The organism is Mesorhizobium sp. WSM4833 (genome assembly GCF_055811095.1).
Genome location: NZ_JBVVQG010000009.1, coordinates 183,140 through 200,137, shown reverse-complemented (window position 1 = coordinate 200,137; position 16,998 = coordinate 183,140). Strand labels below are relative to the sequence as shown.

Annotated in this window: 15 protein-coding genes and 1 pseudogene; 8 read left to right on the top strand and 8 right to left on the bottom strand. The window is 59.2% G+C overall.

Going from position 1 to position 16,998, the window contains the following annotated elements; all coding sequences use genetic code 11:
• From AC0L2D_RS20165 to AC0L2D_RS20145, 5 genes are read right to left on the bottom strand one after another with little or no spacing between them, the layout of a single operon-like run.
• Complete coding sequence (locus AC0L2D_RS20165) at positions 1 to 921, bottom strand: phosphorylase family protein (protein ID WP_127414889.1); 921 nt, start codon at positions 919 to 921, stop codon at positions 1 to 3.
• A gap of 14 nt (positions 922 to 935) precedes the next feature.
• Positions 936 to 1,727: an ABC transporter permease gene (locus AC0L2D_RS20160; protein ID WP_473542092.1), complete on the bottom strand. Its 792-nt coding sequence runs from the start codon at positions 1,725 to 1,727 to the stop codon at positions 936 to 938.
• On the bottom strand, positions 1,720 to 2,607 hold the full coding sequence (locus AC0L2D_RS20155) for an ABC transporter permease (protein WP_473542091.1): 888 nt from the start codon (positions 2,605 to 2,607) through the stop codon (positions 1,720 to 1,722). Before AC0L2D_RS20155 ends, AC0L2D_RS20160 begins: the two co-directional genes overlap by 8 nt.
• A complete protein-coding gene (locus AC0L2D_RS20150; protein ID WP_127414891.1) occupies positions 2,604 to 3,641 on the bottom strand; it encodes an ABC transporter ATP-binding protein in 1,038 nt (345 codons plus the stop codon). The genes AC0L2D_RS20155 and AC0L2D_RS20150 overlap by 4 nt, the downstream gene beginning before the upstream one ends.
• Positions 3,642 to 3,668: 27 nt before the next feature.
• Positions 3,669 to 4,709 carry an ABC transporter substrate-binding protein gene (locus tag AC0L2D_RS20145; protein ID WP_127414886.1) on the bottom strand — a complete coding sequence of 347 codons (1,041 nt, stop codon included), beginning with the start codon at positions 4,707 to 4,709 and terminating at the stop codon, positions 3,669 to 3,671.
• Positions 4,710 to 4,903: 194 nt separating this feature from the next.
• Between AC0L2D_RS20145 and AC0L2D_RS20140 the strand changes: the two genes are divergently transcribed.
• Positions 4,904 to 5,902: a LacI family DNA-binding transcriptional regulator gene (locus tag AC0L2D_RS20140; RefSeq protein WP_127414885.1), complete on the top strand. Its 999-nt coding sequence runs from the start codon at positions 4,904 to 4,906 to the stop codon at positions 5,900 to 5,902.
• Between the two features lie 254 nt (positions 5,903 to 6,156).
• Here the strand turns inward: AC0L2D_RS20140 and AC0L2D_RS20135 are convergent.
• From AC0L2D_RS20135 to AC0L2D_RS20125, 3 genes and pseudogenes are all read right to left on the bottom strand, one after another.
• Positions 6,157 to 6,333: pseudogene (locus AC0L2D_RS20135) on the bottom strand (Dyp-type peroxidase); the annotation flags it as partial.
• Between the two features lie 223 nt (positions 6,334 to 6,556).
• Positions 6,557 to 7,513 carry an FAD-binding oxidoreductase gene (locus AC0L2D_RS20130; protein WP_158515817.1) on the bottom strand — a complete coding sequence of 319 codons (957 nt, stop codon included), beginning with the start codon at positions 7,511 to 7,513 and terminating at the stop codon, positions 6,557 to 6,559.
• Positions 7,514 to 7,718: 205 nt separating this feature from the next.
• Positions 7,719 to 8,576 (bottom strand): LysR family transcriptional regulator, encoded by an 858-nt coding sequence (locus tag AC0L2D_RS20125; RefSeq protein WP_473542088.1) that lies wholly within the window; start codon positions 8,574 to 8,576, stop codon positions 7,719 to 7,721.
• Between the two features lie 134 nt (positions 8,577 to 8,710).
• On the opposite strand from AC0L2D_RS20125, the gene AC0L2D_RS20120 reads away from it, so the two are divergent.
• From AC0L2D_RS20120 to AC0L2D_RS20090, 7 genes are all read left to right on the top strand, one after another.
• On the top strand, positions 8,711 to 9,793 hold the full coding sequence (locus AC0L2D_RS20120; RefSeq protein ID WP_473542086.1) for an amidohydrolase family protein: 1,083 nt from the start codon (positions 8,711 to 8,713) through the stop codon (positions 9,791 to 9,793).
• An 11-nt stretch (positions 9,794 to 9,804) separates the two neighbouring features.
• Positions 9,805 to 10,158: a Rieske (2Fe-2S) protein gene (locus tag AC0L2D_RS20115; protein ID WP_023809364.1), complete on the top strand. Its 354-nt coding sequence runs from the start codon at positions 9,805 to 9,807 to the stop codon at positions 10,156 to 10,158.
• 120 nt (positions 10,159 to 10,278) lie between these two features.
• A complete protein-coding gene (locus AC0L2D_RS20110; RefSeq protein WP_127371739.1) occupies positions 10,279 to 11,886 on the top strand; it encodes an ABC transporter substrate-binding protein in 1,608 nt (535 codons plus the stop codon).
• Between the two features lie 88 nt (positions 11,887 to 11,974).
• Positions 11,975 to 13,021 carry an ABC transporter permease gene (locus AC0L2D_RS20105; RefSeq protein ID WP_027162025.1) on the top strand — a complete coding sequence of 349 codons (1,047 nt, stop codon included), beginning with the start codon at positions 11,975 to 11,977 and terminating at the stop codon, positions 13,019 to 13,021.
• The gene (locus AC0L2D_RS20100; RefSeq protein ID WP_027162024.1) at positions 13,018 to 13,902 is read left to right on the top strand and encodes an ABC transporter permease; all 885 of its coding nucleotides are present in this window, start codon (positions 13,018 to 13,020) and stop codon (positions 13,900 to 13,902) included. Before AC0L2D_RS20105 ends, AC0L2D_RS20100 begins: the two co-directional genes overlap by 4 nt.
• The gene (locus AC0L2D_RS20095) at positions 13,892 to 15,523 is read left to right on the top strand and encodes an ABC transporter ATP-binding protein (protein ID WP_127371738.1); all 1,632 of its coding nucleotides are present in this window, start codon (positions 13,892 to 13,894) and stop codon (positions 15,521 to 15,523) included. The genes AC0L2D_RS20100 and AC0L2D_RS20095 overlap by 11 nt, the downstream gene beginning before the upstream one ends.
• A 534-nt stretch (positions 15,524 to 16,057) precedes the next feature.
• Positions 16,058 to 16,927 carry an MBL fold metallo-hydrolase gene (locus AC0L2D_RS20090; RefSeq protein ID WP_027162022.1) on the top strand — a complete coding sequence of 290 codons (870 nt, stop codon included), beginning with the start codon at positions 16,058 to 16,060 and terminating at the stop codon, positions 16,925 to 16,927.
• The last annotated feature ends 71 nt before the right edge of the window (positions 16,928 to 16,998 follow it).

Sequence of the window (16,998 nt, the reverse complement as noted above, 5' to 3'; positions counted from 1 at the left end):
TCAGAACCGGATAGAACGTTCTGCCGGTTGGCGCGACTTCAACCCCTGGCAAGAGCATGCAGGATTAGCCGGAAGACGTGCCGCGGTCTCCAGAGCAACCCGCGAGGCCGTCATAGAGAGGCTCGGCAACACGTCCTCCTGCAGCAATTTCTGGCGATCGCGGTCCATATAGTCGTTGAAACCGGCCGTGACGAACGCCAGGGGCACGAAACACGCGCCGATCTCGCGCGACAAGGTGGCCTCAGGGGCGATCGAGTGGTTGAGCACGTCCGCTCCCATGCTTCGGTACGCCAAAGCTTCGGCGGGAGTCGTCAGTCGCGGCCCGTAGCAGTGGGCAGCGACCAACTGCTGTTCGATGCCATGGACGCGGCATTCGGCTGGCCAATGGCGGCGGGCGGTCTCGGCCAAAAATGCCGCAGATCTTGGACATACGATCTGCTTGCCCGAGCAGTCGAAGCTCTGGCGGCCGGGCAGCAGTGAGAACGGGGTCTGCGACAGTTCGATGATATCGGCGTTTATGACCATGTCACCGGGCTGGATCGCCTTGTTGACGGCGCCAACGGTCGAACAGGCCAGCACTTGCCTTACACCCGCTTTCATCAAGACCCAGAACGCGCGGCGATGACAGGAATGGTCGATATGGTCTCGGGGGTTGCCGTGCGAATACATGCACAGGGCACGTTTCGTTTTGCCCTCGACGGTAATGGACGCATCGAATTCGAGAAGCTTCCAATTGTCACTGGGACCGAAAGGCGTTTCAAAACTCATGTCTCGCCGCAAAGTGCGGACGCCATCGACTTCGACATCTTCCGGAAAGGCGAGACCCCAATTCGCCGATCCGGTGATAATCGCCAACCCCACCTGGGGTATGTCCGTTGATTGGTCGGCCAGATCGTTGGCTGCATGATGATTGTTAGGCATGTTTTCAGTCTCGCTCAGGATTTTTGGCGAAGGGTCACGACCAGGACAACGACCACGACGATGACGGTCCACAAGGTCGAAATCGCCGCAATGGTCGGGTCGATCTGATCGCGCAGCGACAGGAACATAAGCTTCGGCAGCGTGCTGTTTTGACCGCTGGCGACGAAGATAGAAATGACGGATTCGTCGAGTGAAGTGAGGAAGGCCATCAGCGTGGCTGACAACAGACTGATCTGGAGTTGCGGGACAATTATTCCGCCAATGGCTCTCGCCCAGTTTGCGCCAAGGCTGCGCGCCGCCTGAACCTGGTTCCAGTCAAAGCGGGCCAGGGCGGGCAACAACACAATGCAGGCGACGGGAATGGCCAGCACCACATGTCCGACCAGGACACCGAACAGCGTTCCGACCAGACGTTGCGCCGCCAGCACAAAGAAGAGACCGATCGCAAGCAGGATGCCCGGCACAATGGACGGGGTGAGCAGAACGCCCTGAATGATTACGGCGGTCTTTCCGCCGAGCCGATTTATCGAGATGCAGGCCAGCAGCCCCAGGGGGACTGCGATAAGCGCTGTCAATGTGCCGAGGATCAGGCTCGTCCGGAGTGCGGCCATCCATGTCGCCGAACCGAAGAAAGCCTCGTACCAGCGCAACGAGTATATGCGAGGCGGGAACTCGAGAAGATTGGACGCCGAAAAAGAGAGCGGCACGACAACCAGCGTGGGCAGCATCAGGAACGCCATAACGAGCGCGCAAAAGCTCCACAGGACGATGCGGGCCAGCCTGCTATCTGGATAGGCTTCAAGCATGGGCTGTGCCGATGCTGCGTCCGTCAATCAGCCGCCGCGCGGCCAGAAACATCGCCCCCACCAACGCCATAAGAACGAGGAGCAGAATGCCCAGAACGCTCGCCGAGCCCCAATCCTGGAAGGTCGATAGCGTGCGCTCGATCCGGGTGGAAAGCGGATTTACCTTGCCGCCGCCAAGCACCGCCGGCGTGATGAAGAACCCTATGGTGTAAATGAAGACAATGATCGAACCCGAGAAGATGCCGCCGGTCGAAAGCGGCAGAATGACCGTGCGGATCGTTTGCCCGAGAGTGGCGCCCATGCTCGCCGACGCGCGGACGAGGTTTGCATCGATATCGCGCATCGCCGCATAAACGGGCAGCAGAAAGAGCGGCAGCATGTAGTGAACCATGCCGATGAGCGTTCCGGTGAAGTTGTAGACCAGCGGCAATGGCTCGGCTGTCAGGCCTGAGCCGGTCAAAGCCGCGTTGATCAGGCCATCGCGCCGCAACAGCACGAGCCAGCCATAGGTGCGCACCAGTATGGAGGTCCACAACGGCAGCATGACGAAGGCCATCAGCAAATTGGCCATCCTTGGTCTGGCGCTGGCCAGGGCGAGCGCCAGGGGGGTACCGAGAAGAATGCAGATCGCCAGCGTGCCCAGGGACAGTTCAAGGGTTGTGACCAGTGCCGACCATGTCAGCCCGCTCGAAAGCACCTTCTCGTAGTTGCCGGCGGTGTACTCGCCCCCCGTGGTCAGGAAAGATTGCCGGATGATCCATAGGATAGGCAGTATCGCCGCCAGCCCCACGATGAAAAGCGCAGGCAGTGAAAGCGAGAGGAAGAACCGCCGCTCGCGTCGCGCGTCTGCCGCGAGTGTAGGATCGGCAAGCACGGTCACGCTACTGCTCCCGGTATTGCGTGAACTTTCGCTGCTGGTGCATAGGCCGTCACCCGCTGACCGGCGGCAAGTTCGGCGCAGCCGCTGGCCAGCGCCGCCGGAATGCAGACAAGAATCTCTTGCCCGCCGTCAAGCGCCAGCCTCAAAAGCCAGTTCTCGCCGCGAAACGCCTTGGCGCGCAGCGTTCCCTCAAGCGCCATCCCGTCTCGCCCGACGAGCTTCGCATCAAGATGGAAGCTTTCCGCGCGGATCATCAGAGCTTCGCCTGACGCATTGGCGCCGTCTATTCTGCGCACCGAGCCCGGGGCCACAATGTTGGCCTCGCCCATGAACTCCGCGACGAAGCGGGTCGATGGACGATCATAGATCCGCTGTGGCGTATCGATCTGCTGGATGCGGCCGGAATTCATCACCGCGATACGATCTGACATGATCAGTGCTTCGCGCTGGTCATGCGTCACATAGATCGTGGTGATCCCCAGATCATCGTGCAGACGCCGGATCTCGTACTGCATGGTTTCGCGCAGGTTCTTGTCGAGCGCCGACAGCGGCTCGTCCATCAGCATCACGCGTGGTTCGAAGACGATCGCCCGCGCTAACGCTACCCGCTGGCGCTGTCCGCCGGACAATGCGGCAATGTCGCGCTCCTCCAGACCGTCCAGCTTTACGCGGGCCAAGGCGTCAAGCGCCCGCCGACGCGCCTCCGCTTTCGGTGTCTTGCGCAGTGCCAACGGATACTCGACGTTCGCAAGGACATTCATGTGTGGAAATAGGGCATAGTTCTGAAAGACTATGCCGATGTCCCGCTTGTTGGGGGCCAGGCGAGTGATGTCGCGATCCCCCAACAAGAGTTTACCGCGATCGGGCCGGACAAAACCGGCCAGAGCCATGAGCAGCGTGGTCTTGCCCGACCCGGATGGCCCCAGCAGCGTGAGGAATTCGCCAGCCTGAATGTCGAGCGAGACATCGTCCAGCGCGACGTAAGATCCGTAGGTCTTGCGCACGCTGTCGATGGTGATCGGGAGCGACTTCATCATGTGCTTCAGCCTTAAAGCTGAGACTCAGCGGGCCATCATCTCGTCGAAGGCTTTTTGGGCAGCCTCGCCATTCTTGACCCACCAGTCCGCATTCGAAAACACCGAAGTGCCGGCATTTTCAGGCGCGGTCGCAAGGGTCTTCAGACGGTCCTCGGGAATAAGGCCACCCTCGTAGCCAGCAGGATTGACCGGGCCATAAGCGATGAAATCGGTCAGCTTCGCGACGCGCGCGGGCTGTGTCATCGCCGCGATGAGTTTCATGGCCGCTTCCTTGTTCGGCGCTCCCTTCGGTACCCCGAGGCAATCCGTGCCGATGACGGAACCCTTGAACGTGTAATCGACCGCGCCGCCATCCGCCTTCACGGTTTGGGCCCGCCCGTTCCAGGTAACGACCAGATCCGCCTCGCCATCTTTCAGCAACTGCGCGGACTGAGCTCCCGACGTCCACCACACCGCGACATTTGGTTTGATCGCTTCAAGCCGCTTGATCGCGCGATCCAGACCTTCCGGCGTGCTGAGCACGGAATAGACGTCGGCCGGTGCTACGCCGTCCGAGAGCAGCGCGATCTCGATCGAGTCCTGTGCATTGGCGCGGAGAGCACGACGGCCCGGAAATTTGGCAACATCCCAGAACTCCGCCCATGTCTTTGGCGGGTTCTCGCCATAGGTCTTGGTGTTCCAGGACATGACGGTGCCATAGGAGTCGAACGGATAGCAGTAGTCGGACTTTGCGCCATCCGGCACGGCCTTTGGGTCGATGATCTTGTAGTCGAGCGGCTCCAGCAGCGACTGTGCGGCGGCCTGCGCGCCCTCCGGTGAGCCCAGGTGAATGACGTCGGTTGTGACCGCGCCCGAGGTGACCTGCATCTTCAGGGCGGCCAAGCCGTCGCTTAGCGTCTCCTCGCGGACATCATAGCCAAGCTCTTTTGCAGCGGGGGCCCACATGGCTTCCTTCATGGCGTTGCCATAATCGCCGCCCGCGGTCGTGATGGTGACTGATTGGGCATAGACCGGCACGGCCGCCGAGAATGCGAATGCCGTCAAGGAAATGCGTAGCAAGGACATAGGTTTCCTCCCTAGAATTTGTTGAGATGCGCTCGAAATGGCCTTTTCCCGGTAATCGTAACGTTACGATTGCATCCAAGTGCGGGAGAGTCAAGCTGCTTTGGCGAGAGCTTGGATTGACGGTGAGGTGGAATTCGGTCACGTAGTGGAGGTCAGCAAATCAGCCGGCGCTTTCGCAAATGAGGTCGGGCGACATGACCAACCTGAAACAGATCGCGGCGGAACTTTCCTTATCGGTGACCACGGTATCCCGCGCGCTGAAGGATGGGCCGGAGGTTCATCCCGCCACCATCGCTCGCGTCAAGGAAGTGGCGACGCGGGTGGGCTATGTGCCAAATCATCATGGCTTCGCGCTCAAAACTGGCCGCACGCTTACGATGACAGCAATATACCCGATGGAAACACAAGATCATCTGTCCGATCTGTTGAAGCTTCCGTTAATCGAAGGCATGACGCTGGCGGCGCGGCAAGCAGGTTATAGTCTGTCCATCTATTCCACCACGCCGGATGATGATCCCATCGAGAGTGTGGAGCGACAGCTTCGGGCGGGCAGCACAGACGGACTGATTATCACGCGCATGGTCTCGGGTGATCCGCGCGTCAAGCTATTGCTGGACCGACGCATGCCATTCGTCGCGTTTGGAAGAACTGACTTGGATACAGCGTATCCTTATGTCGACATCGACAATGAACAGATTGCCTACGAGGCGACCCGATGGCTCATGGACAAGGGCTGCCGACGCATTGCGCTGCAACTTCTCGTTCCGGGGGACCAGGCCAGCGCCATGCGTCTTTCTGGGTACGCACGCGCAATGGCCGAGGCTGGCATTCCGATCGACCAGTCGCTGATCGGTCACGGCATGTTCACCATGGAATCGAGCGCAGCTTGGTTCAATCGCATGCTGGACTGGCCAGATCCGCCGACGGGCTTTGCATGCGCCAACGAACTGGGCCTTCTGGGGGCACTACACGCTCTTGGCAGAAGAGGTCTCGCGCCAGGGAGCGACATCCACATTGTCACTCGGGACAGCACGCGGCTGTCACGTTTCCTGCCTGCGAAGATCGGTGTTCATTTCGTGGACATAGCGGGTGTCGGACGCAAACTCGTCGAAGTCCTGGAGAGCCGAATTGCCAATCCGCTTGGACCGGTCGCGACAGTCTTATTCAAAGGTGAGTTCGACCTTGGCGAATAGTCGGACCGGAAGTAGTCGGTGACCGCGATGTCCGCTTTCGAGGAGCACCTAGGTTCACCGCTATGTCCTAGATGAGGCGCAAAGCTGCCAATGGGTGTAAGATAAATGCGGTCAGCGAATGGCTGGCCTAGCTTCTTGAATTTGGGCGAACCGCCTCGTAACCGGTTGACAGATAAGATGTGCTAGTCGCTGAGGGTCAGCGTTCTCTGTACGGGTCGCCAAGCCGTTTCCTCGTACTGTATGGTCTGGCGGACCTACTTACGATGACTCCGAATAGATCCGTCCGACAGGGCCGGACCAGCGGTCGAGGTGACTGCTTCCCGGGTCGCAACGTTCTCCAGAAATGTCGTCGCCGGCACGAAGAACAATGTGCCGGTGACCGCGCGGCTGAAGTCCAGCAACCGATCGTAGTTGCCTGGCGGCCGGCCAATGCGCTGCCACGTTTCGAGCCCTAAAGCTGACATTCGCGTCTGTAGCTCAGTAAGGGTTGGAATAAGTCGAACGGTGCCACGGGTGCGCGGGTGGTAAACCCGAAAACCAGGAGGAAGGGGGGCGGCTCTGCTCCCATTTTGACGGCGGCGGCAACATTTTGAGACCAGACCCTCGAGGCCAAGCGCGCGCAAGGCGGCCTTTTCAAAGGTCAACAACGCCGAGTTAAACGTCGAGCAAAACCGTTCCTTGCGGGCGGCTGCAACATGCCAGGACATAGCCGGCCGATTTATCTTCAGCATTCAGCCCGCCTAGATCGTCCATGGCAACTTCGCCGGATAGTTTGGCTATTCGGCACGTTCCGCAAACGCCCTGCTGGCAGGCGGTTGGGATGTAGATGCCACAGTTCCGTGCCGCTTCAAGCAGGGTCTCTCCGGGCGCGCAGTGATGCTCCACGCCCGAGCGGGCGAAACGGACCGAAGACGAAATCGCTGAAGCCAATTCCGACCGCGAACCATTGCTGCCTCCGAAACTCTCCTCGTGATACTGCGCCGGCGGGAAGCCTATTGCGTGAAGGCAGGCCCGTGCCGTCTTCATGTACCCTTCGGGTCCACAGGCAAAAACGGTGCGCCTGTGGAGATTGGGAACGAGGGTCAGCAGCATCTGACTGTCTATTCGGCCAGTTGGCCCCCTCCAGGTGCGATCTTCCTGGCTGCAAACGCACGTTACCCGCACGTTGGGGAAGCGAGAGGCAAGTGCGTCCAATTCCCGTCGAAAGATTATATCACCTGGCGTTCTGGCACTATGAATGAAGGAGATATCCTGGTCGGTTGCGCGGTCGGTAAGCGCACGCAACATCGACATCACGGGCGTTATCCCGCTGCCGCCCGAAAGGAAGAGCGGCGTTTCATATGGCAGGTCATCGAGATTGAATGAGCCGAGCGGCCCTTCGATTTCGACCTCGTCGCCCGCCCCCAAATTGTCGTGGAGCCAATTCGAAACCAGGCCGCCCGGTGTTCGCTTCACCGTGATCTGCAGGTCGAGCGGTCGCGTCGGTGGTGAGGAAACAGAGTAGGAGCGCGTCACCGCGGCACCCTCGATCTTGAGGTGCACGAGCACATACTGGCCCGCGCTGAAGCAGAACATCCGATCCGTCGGGGATGTGAAAACGAAAGTTTTCACATCGGGCGTCTCCTCGATTACACGACGGCAGAGTACGAGCTGCGATGTGGTTTGTGCCCATTGCCGATGACGCATCATCGGGAGGAGGCCGGGGGTCCCAACGTGTGCGTTCATCATTCATCTCGGTTTAAAGTAGAGCCACGATGCCATTTCCAGGCCCGCCATAACAGGAGCCTCCCTCCCGCGTTATGATCGATTATTTCGATTACATATCCAATGACATCACGGCAACGTGAAGGGCGCGGATTCCCTTGCGGATGATCGGTTCGTGCTTGCGGCGCGCCAGGATGGCCGTGTGTACCGGCTGATGCAGGGTCGGAGCACCTTCGACGATGAACGATGGGCGTTCGAGGGCAAACCTGCGCGCATCGTCACTTCGCATATAGCAGGTCCCGCCCGCGCGCCGTAGCATCATCTCCGCCAAGGTTTCTGATCCCATGGAAAGGCGACAGATCGCCAACGCGCCAAGCAATTCGGCATGGGCCTTCTCCAGCAGGACCGTATAGCCAGGACGAATATAGGTTTCAGGATCGACCTCGGAGAGGGTTCTGGCTACCGTGGAAACCATCACATATTCCTCAACCATCAAATGTTCATAGGAGATTTCGGGTAGGTATCGTGGGGCGTAAAGCACAGCGATGTCGAGATTTCCCATGCTCAGGTCGCTGACCATCTGGTTCGAATAATCCGACTCGACATGGATCGACGATTTGGGAAGAGCCTGACACAGCGTCTCCACCCAACCCGGCAAAACCGAGCGGGTCATCCCGACCTGCGCGGCGACGCGCAAGGTGCCTTCGAAACGATTGAACGCCCGGACATCGTGGCGAGCCTGCGACCATGTGGACAGCAGGGATCTTGCGTAAGCTTCGAACCGGCGTCCTGCGGCGGTCGGTTCCGCCCCAGCGCGTCCGCGCTGGAACAGTTCGGACCCGATTGCGCTCTCGAGGTTCTTGATGCGGGTGCTGATCGTCGACTGGGTCAATCCTAGCCGATCCGCGGTGCGATTGAAGTTTCTCGATTCGATGATGTCCAGAAAGGTCTCGATGTGATCAAGTTGCATGAAATCTCCAATCGAAAAACTCGATCATATTCCACGTATCATAAGCTTGATCAAACAATACTCAAGGCGGAAGCTGTAGCACATCAGCGGCCGGCAGCGCCGCCGGGACGAGATACGGATACGGAGCGGAAGAAGTGTTCATAGTCGACTGCGACTGTCATAATTACTGGTCAAGCGCTACTGTGTTGGAGCCCTATCTCTCCGGCTTGTGGAAAGACATGTTCATCGAGGGCGAGAAAACAGGGCCCGTTGGGGCCTTTCCGCATGGTCATCGGCCCTGGTTCCACCCGCAGGACTTTTCCCGCAAGGACATCCGTCCGAAAACGGAAGCCGACAACTATTTCATCATGAAAGAGAAGCACCTCGACAAATACAAAGTCGACGTGGCGATCCTGACCGGCGATGAGCCTATCGAGGCGTCGACCCTGGCTAACCCTTACTATGCCAGCGCTCTGGTCAGCGCTTACAACGATTATCAGATCGATCAGTGGTTGCCGAAAGACGATCGGTTCATGGGCTCGATCATCATCGCGCCACAGGATCCGAAGCTCGCTGCCGCCGAGATACGCCGTCTTGGCAGCCATCCGCGCATGGTCCAGGTTCTCGCCTCCCAGGGGTCCGTCAAGCCGTATGGCGACCCGTTTTACCATCCGATCTACGAAGCCTGCGCGGAAGTGGGGTTGCCATTCGCCATTCATCTGGGCGGGCATGGCGGCGTGAATTCAACTGCCATTGCTCCTGCTCCGACGACATTCTTCTGGGAAACGCATGCCATTCTGCACATGTCGGCGATGTCGCACGTGGCAAGCATGATCGCCCATGGCGTCTTCGAGAAATGGCCGGACCTCTACTTCGTGATCATCGAGTGCGGCGTCGCCTGGGTTCCGTCGGTCCTTTGGCGCCTGGACGCCGACTACAAAGCGCTGCGCAAGGAGACGCCATGGCTGAAGATGCTGCCGTCTGAATATTGCCGGCGCAACATCCGCTTTTCCACGCAGCCGCTGGAGCAGCCTGCAAACATCCAACATCTCTGGTCCACGCTCGAAGCGATGGACGGCGAAAACACGCTGATGTTTGCATCAGACTATCCGCACTGGGATTACGACGATGCCAACACGCTGCAAATCCCTCCTGCATGGAAGAGCAAGATCATGGGACTGAACGCGCTGGAAGTCTACAAACGCATCCCCCGCGCGCAAGCCGCGAATGCCGCCTGAGGAAGCATACGATGCCCGAGAAGACATATATCTGCCGCGTCGACGAGATCGAAACAGGGTCTCCGTTCATCGCCAAGATCCGCAGCCTTTCGGTCGGGATTTTCCGCATCGGAGATTCATTCCACGCGCTGCTGAATGTCTGTCCGCACCGCGGCGCTCCGCTTTGCGAGGGGCCGCAATGCGGCACAACCGCGCCCGTTGAACAGGCGCAATTCATCTATCATCGCGAAAACGAGATCGTTCGATGCGCCTGGCACGGGTGGGAGTTCGACATCAAGTCAGGCGCGGCCTTGGTCGATCCCTCCGTTCGCGCGCGCACATTTCCAGTCACCGTCGAAGCCGGCGGCATCTACGTGACGGCCTGATTGGCGCAAGCCGATTGGGATTGGAAAAATTCGAAGGAAAGGTGGCGGAGCCAATAAGCAGATTTGTTCGCCGGTGCTTGACGAGAAATAACGCGGGGAACTCCGCAATGGGAGAGTCAAATGTCAGAATCTGAATACAAGCTTGGTATCGCGCAAAGCCTGGTCGGAGGCGGCAAGGTTTCCCGCCGCGACTTCATTCATCTTGGGCTGGCCGCGGGCCTGACCGTTGCCGCCGCCGACCGGCTGTTCGTGAGCACGGCGCGGGCCGAACCGATGCAGGGCGGCTTCGCCAAGCTCGGCATGGCTCATGGCGCGACGACGGATTCGATCGATCCGGCCGGCTACCCCGACACGTTCACACAAACCGCATTTTCGGGCTCGCTGTCCAACAGCCTCACTGAGGTCGACGCCAAAGGCAATGTCCAACCGGACCTCGCCGAGAGCTTTGAAACTTCGGATGGAGCCAAAACCTGGGCTTTCAAGCTGCGCAAAGGCGCAACCTTTCACAACGGCAAGACCGTGACGGCGGATGACGTCGTGACCTCCTTGCAATATCACATGGGCAAGGACACCAAATCGGCGGCGAAGTCGCTGTTGGACTCCGTCGCCGATGTCAAGTCGGACGGCCCGGAAACGGTGGTCTTCACGCTCAAGAGCGGCAACGCCGATTTCCCTTACATCATGAGTGACTACCATCTGGTCATCATGCCGGCCAAGGACGGCAAGGCGGATTGGGCTTCAGGCGTTCGCACCGGTGCTTTCGTCCTCGAGAATTTCCAGCCCGGCGTTTCGGCCAAGCTCAAGCGCAATCCAAACTACTTCAAGAATGGCAAGCCCTATCTCGACGAGGTGGAGTTCATCGCGATCACAGATCTCGCCGCTCGCATGGCGGCGCTATCCACGGGGGAGGTGGACTATATCGGCCGCGCCGACCTCAAGACCCTCGGCATGTTGAAACGCAATCCCAAGGTGGAAATCGTCGAGGTCACTGGCTACGGGCACTATACCTTGCCGATGAATGTCACGATGGCGCCGTTTGATAATCCGGACGTGCGAATGGCATTGAAATGGGCGATCAATCGCCAAGAAATCGTCGACAAGATCTTTCTTGGCCACGCCACTGTGGCCAACGACAACCCGATCGCGCCGGCCATCAAATTCGCCAAGGATCCGCAACCGCAACACAGCTTCGATCCGGAAAAAGCCAAGCACTACCTGAAAAAGGCCGGAATGGAGAACCTGAAGGTGGACCTCTCGGTGGCCGATGCCGCCTTTGCGGGGGCGGTGGATGCGGCTTCGCTCATTCGCGAAACGGCAGCCCAATGCGGCATCGACGTCAATGTCGTGCGTGAGGCCGAGGACGCTTATTGGGACAATGTCTGGCTGAAGAAACCCTGGTGCGCTTCCTATTGGAGCGGTCGGGCAACCGCCGACTGGATGTTCACGCAAGCCTTTGCCGCGGACTCCAGCTGGAACGAAACGTTCTGGAAAAATCCCCACTTCAACGAATTGCTTGTCCAGGCACGCGCCGAGACGGACGAAGCCAAACGAGCGGCGATGTATGCCGAGATGCAGCAACTAACCCACGATGACGGCGGCAGCATCGTGCTGGTCTTCAACAATTTCGTCAGCGCCCAATCCAAAAAGCTCGCACACGGTGATGTGGCGCCCAACTGGGAGAACGATGGACTGAAAATGGCCGAACGCTGGTGGATCGCCACGGCATGAGATGGCGGGCCGGAGCCGCGATGGTTTTGAGGCTCCGGTCAGCTGGCTCCGAGTGCAGGGTTGCCGCCCAAAGGGAAACGCCACGCACATGAACCCCGTCGCAAGAACGGTCCTGCAGCGCCTTGGCCTCGGTCTGGTCACTTTGTTTATCGTGTCCATCATCATCTTCTCTGCGATCGCGATGCTCCCAGGCGACTTCGCCAAGGCCACGCTCGGGCAGTCGGCGACGCCCGAAACGGTCGCCGCGTTTCAGCGGGAGATCGGCATCGATCGTCCGCCTGTCGAGCGCTACTTCGCTTGGATCGCCCAGATGCTCCATGGCGATTTCGGCTCTTCGTTTGCGAGCCGCACCGGATATCGGCGTACCGTGGCCGAGATCATCGCACCCCGCCTCTACAACACGATGTTCCTTGCAGCGGTGACGGCGCTGATAGCCGTTCCCCTGGCCTTGGGGCTTGGCATTCTGGCTGCGCTGTACCGCAACGGCTGGTTCGACCGGCTGGTGAATGTCGCGACACTGACAACCATTTCATTCCCGGAATTTTTCGTCGCTTATATGCTCGCCTACCTGGTGATCTCGCGCGACACGTTCATCGGATCCGATTTCGCTCAAACGCTGCCTCATTGGCTCACTGTCTCGCTGAACTGGGCGCTCAATGCGGTTCCCAAATTTCCGACATTGTCGAATGTGAACGATCAGACGCCATTTTGGGAGCATCTCTGGAAAGTCGCCCTGCCGGCAATCACCCTTACGCTTGTAATCGTGGCCCACATGATGCGCATGACCCGAGCGGCCATCATCAACATGCTGTCAAGCCCCTACATCGATATGGCGCGCCTCAAGGGAATGTCCCCGATGGTGATCGTGCTGAGGCATGCCCTGCCCAATGCCTGGGCTCCGATCGTCACTGTGGTCGCGTTCAATCTGGCGTATCTCATCGTCGGAGTGGTCGTGGTCGAGGTCGTGTTCGTTTACCCCGGCATCGGCCAGCTGATGGTTGACGCGGTAAAATCCAGGGATGTTCCGGTTGTCCAGGCCTGCGCCCTGATTTTCGCCGCGACTTATATCCTTCTCAACCTGCTAGCCGACATTATTTCCATCGCCACCAATCCCAGGCTCTTGCACCCACGATGACCAGATCCGAATCTGTCGCGGAGCTTCAGAGGCTGAGGCGCTCGCGTGCCACCCGGGCGAAAACTGCGCTGAAGAAGGCACCGTTCAGCGCGTGGTTCGGCATCGTCGTGATCCTCGGCTACGTCTTTGTTGCGGTCTTCGCGCACTGGATAGCCCCATATGGCGAGACGCAGGTTTTCAGCGAAGCCTTCGCGCCGTGGAGCCAGGAGTTCAAACTGGGAACCGATCAGCTCGGCCGCGACATGCTCACCCGCTTGATCTACGGTGCGCGCAACACCATCGCTATAGCGGTCGCGACCACGTTGCTGTCCTTCGCGGTCGGCGTCTCGCTCGGCCTTCTTGCCGCATTGTACAGGGGGTGGCTCGACCAGATCTTGTCACGTGCGGTGGACGTGCTGATGTCAATCCCGAGTCTGATCTTCGCGCTGGTGCTGCTGACGATCTTCGGCTCTTCGATCACGAGCCTGATTGTCATCATTGCGCTTCTCGATTCCACCCGGGTCTTTCGGCTTTCTCGCGCCGTCGGGCTTAACGTGGCGGTGATGGAATATGTCGAGGTGGCACGATTACGCGGTGAGGGACCAAAATGGATCATCGCCAAGGAAATCCTTCCCAATGTCATGCCGCCACTGGTCGCCGAGTTCGGCTTGCGATTCTGCTTCGTGTTCCTGACAGTCGCGGCGCTGTCGTTTCTCGGCGTCGGTATTCAGCCGCCGACGGCCGATTGGGGATCAATGGTGCGCGAGAACGCGACCCTGATCACCTACGGCGACGTCACCCCGCTACTTCCGGCCGGCGCGATTGCTCTCCTTACCGTGTCCGTGAATTTCGTTGTGGACTGGTTCCTGCACGCAACAAGCGGGTTGCGTGATGAAAAGTAGCGGTCCAGGCTCACGCGAAAAAGGCAAGGATCTACTTCAAATCCGCAATCTGCATGTGGAGGGGTTCTCGGACGAGCGCTGGCATCCGATTGTCCGCGGGATCGATCTGACGCTGAAGCGGGGCGAGGTTCTTGGCCTGATCGGCGAATCAGGCGCCGGCAAGTCCACCATTGGCCTTGCCGCAATGGGTTATGCCAAGCCGGGCTGCCGGATCATGCAAGGCTCGGTCCTGTTCGACGGGATTGATCTTCTGGCAGTCAATGAAAAAGGGCGCCGTCGCCTCAGGGGCTCCCGCATTGCCTATGTCGCACAAAGCGCGGCTGCCTCTTTCAATCCGGCACATCGGCTCTTGGAACAAACCGTCGAAACAGCGGTGGCGCATGGAATTGCCGGCCGGGAAGAGGCGAACCGGAGCGCCGTCGATCTTTATCGACGCCTTCAACTCCCAGAACCGGAGACCATAGGCTTTCGCTATCCTCATCAGGTCTCCGGCGGGCAGTTGCAACGGGCAATGACAGCGATGGCAATGGCTTGTCGTCCGGACCTCATAATATTCGACGAGCCAACAACCGCGCTCGACGTGACCACGCAGGTTGAAGTTCTAGCTTCCATTCGCAACATCGTGGAGGAATTCAACACCGCTGCAATCTACGTGACGCATGACCTGGCGGTGGTGGCGCAAATGGCGGATCGTATCATGGTTCTGCGCCACGGACGCACCGTAGAGGAGGCTGATACACGCCAGATGCTGGCCTCGCCCAGCCAGGAATATACCAAAACGCTCTGGGCCGTACGCAAGCTCGCCAAGCCCGAAGTTCCAGCCGATGACTATCTGCTGACGATAGACAACGTTACCGCGGCCTATGCAGGAAAGGTCAAGGTGCTCCAGGATGTCTCCATCAAGGTCCCGCGCGGAAGAACCGTGGCCGTGGTCGGCGAATCCGGTTCGGGCAAATCGACGCTCGCGCGAGTCGTCACCGGTCTCTTGCCGCCAATTTCAGGTTTGATTTCTTTTGCCGGGCAGCCCCTTTCCACGAGCCTGAAGACGCGGCCGAAGGAGGTCCTGCGCCGCATGCAGATGATTTACCAAATGCCCGACAACGCCCTGAATCCGCGCCAGACGGTCGAAGAAATCATAGCTCGGCCGCTCGAATTCTACCTCGGCCTAAAGGGCGCGCAGAAGGATCGCCGGATCTGCGAACTTATGCACATGGTCGAGATGAGCGAAGATTTTCTGGAACGCCTGCCTGGCGAGCTATCGGGCGGCCAAAAGCAACGCGTCTGCATTGCCCGGGCGTTGGCAGCCGATCCAGAGCTTATCATCTGTGACGAGATCACGTCCGCGCTCGACCAGATCGTCCAAGAGGAAATCCTCAAGCTTCTCATGCGCCTGCAGCGTGAACTCGAAATGAGCTACATCTTCATTACCCACGACATTGCTACCGTAAGGGCGATAGCCGACCAAATCGTTGTCATGCACCAGGGCAAAGTCGTTGAACAGGGACTGAAGAGCCAAGTTCTCACACCTCCCCATGCCGCTTACACCGAACGGCTTTTGTCGTCCGTACCGGAAATGGATCCGGACTGGCTTACAAGGCTGCTGGCCAGCCGGAAAGTCTGACAGGGGGACCCCGTCCACCTAGGCCCCTGGCATCCTTCCACGTGCTTTGAAGGGCATGATCGTGCTCCGCTTCAATCGGGCTGGCCAGCCCGACAAACGGAGCCAACCATTTCACCGTTTCGTCGCTAAGAAAGCTGGCGACCCAGGAGATCTCGGTATTAGCTCACGAACGGCAGCTTCTGTTTGCTTAAAAGAAGCGCTCTGAGGCACATCGGAGCTACGACGCAGTCCCTGTGATGTCTGCTTTTTGGAAGCGGCTGCTAATCTCTCAATGACCAAGATTGGGCAGCAAAGCTGCCAAGGGGTGTAAGATTGATGCAGCCAGCGAATGGGTGGCCTAGCTTCTTGACTCAATTTGGGCGAACCGCCTCGTAACCAGTTAATAGATAACGTCGGGTTAGTCGCGCTGTCTGCAATCCGGGTGGCGAACGAGGATCAAGGAAGGAACAAGGGGGCCGTGCCCAAGTTCGGGGCATGTACCACCGCCGCCGATGAACTCGAGCGGCTGCGCAGCAACAACCGAGGCACGGGATCATGACCGTTCAGATTCGACTTTCCGAGATCGACCACGCCAGGCGCGAAGATCATGGCGACGGTGCCTGGAGCATCGCACCGGACCTGGGTTATTTGCGGCTGGCAATCGTCAATGTCGTGTTCTTCGGCGCACCGCGCAGCGGAGATCGGAACTGGGTGCTAATAGATACGGGGTTGCCGACGTCGAGAAGCAGTATTCTTGCGGTCGCGGAAAAGCGGTTTGGCACCAACGCACGGCCTGCCGCGGTTATCCTGACACACGGCCATTTTGACCATGTGGGAACGGTTCTGGACCTCGCGAATAGGTGGGAGGTGCCCGTCTTCGCGCATCGACTCGAGCGGCCCTATTTGGACGGAACTGAATGTTATCCGGCACCGGATCCCTGGGTCGGGGGCGGACTGATGGCGCTGCTTTCGCCGCTCTTTCCACGCGGGCCGATCGATCTTGGCAACCGATTGGAACTCTTGCCCGCCGACGGATCGGTCCCCGGAATGCCCGGATGGCAATGGCTGCACACACCCGGGCACGCCCCTGGTCACATTTCGCTCTGGCGCGAGGAAGACCGCTCGCTGATCGTAGGGGACGCTTTCATCACCACCGGTCAGGAGTCGGTCTATGAGGTCGCCGTCCAGGATCTCGAGATGCACGGTCCGCCGCGCTACTTCACGCCGGACTGGGATGCGGCGGAAAGATCTGTGAAGCGTCTGGCTGCCCTGAACCCTCAGATGGTCATCACTGGACACGGTGCGGCTGCCGCTGGAGTGGGCATGCGTAAAGCTCTTGACAGTCTGGCTGAGCGCTTCACGGTGTTCGCCGTCCCGCCGAAATCAAAATTCGTACGCGAGCCAGCGATGGCTGCAAATAGCTGAGGTAACCGAGCCGCCGTCGTTGTGAATATGGTCACGTTGGACAACTCCATCTCTCGAGCAGGTAGAGTTCC

Bases quoted from the DNA above. Each gene is read 5' to 3' on its own strand.
- AC0L2D_RS20165 (WP_127414889.1), bottom strand. From the start codon at position 921: ATGCCTAACAATCATCATGCAGCCAACGATCTGGCCGACCAATCAACG.
- AC0L2D_RS20160 (WP_473542092.1), bottom strand. From the start codon at position 1,727: ATGCTTGAAGCCTATCCAGATAGCAGGCTGGCCCGCATCGTCCTGTGG.
- AC0L2D_RS20150 (WP_127414891.1), bottom strand. From the start codon at position 3,641: ATGAAGTCGCTCCCGATCACCATCGACAGCGTGCGCAAGACCTACGGA.
- AC0L2D_RS20145 (WP_127414886.1), bottom strand. From the start codon at position 4,709: ATGTCCTTGCTACGCATTTCCTTGACGGCATTCGCATTCTCGGCGGCC.
- AC0L2D_RS20140 (WP_127414885.1), top strand. From the start codon at position 4,904: ATGACCAACCTGAAACAGATCGCGGCGGAACTTTCCTTATCGGTGACC.
- AC0L2D_RS20125 (WP_473542088.1), bottom strand. From the start codon at position 8,576: ATGCAACTTGATCACATCGAGACCTTTCTGGACATCATCGAATCGAGA.
- AC0L2D_RS20115 (WP_023809364.1), top strand. From the start codon at position 9,805: ATGCCCGAGAAGACATATATCTGCCGCGTCGACGAGATCGAAACAGGG.
- AC0L2D_RS20110 (WP_127371739.1), top strand. From the start codon at position 10,279: ATGTCAGAATCTGAATACAAGCTTGGTATCGCGCAAAGCCTGGTCGGA.
- AC0L2D_RS20105 (WP_027162025.1), top strand. From the start codon at position 11,975: ATGAACCCCGTCGCAAGAACGGTCCTGCAGCGCCTTGGCCTCGGTCTG.
- AC0L2D_RS20100 (WP_027162024.1), top strand. From the start codon at position 13,018: ATGACCAGATCCGAATCTGTCGCGGAGCTTCAGAGGCTGAGGCGCTCG.
- AC0L2D_RS20095 (WP_127371738.1), top strand. From the start codon at position 13,892: ATGAAAAGTAGCGGTCCAGGCTCACGCGAAAAAGGCAAGGATCTACTT.
- AC0L2D_RS20090 (WP_027162022.1), top strand. From the start codon at position 16,058: ATGACCGTTCAGATTCGACTTTCCGAGATCGACCACGCCAGGCGCGAA.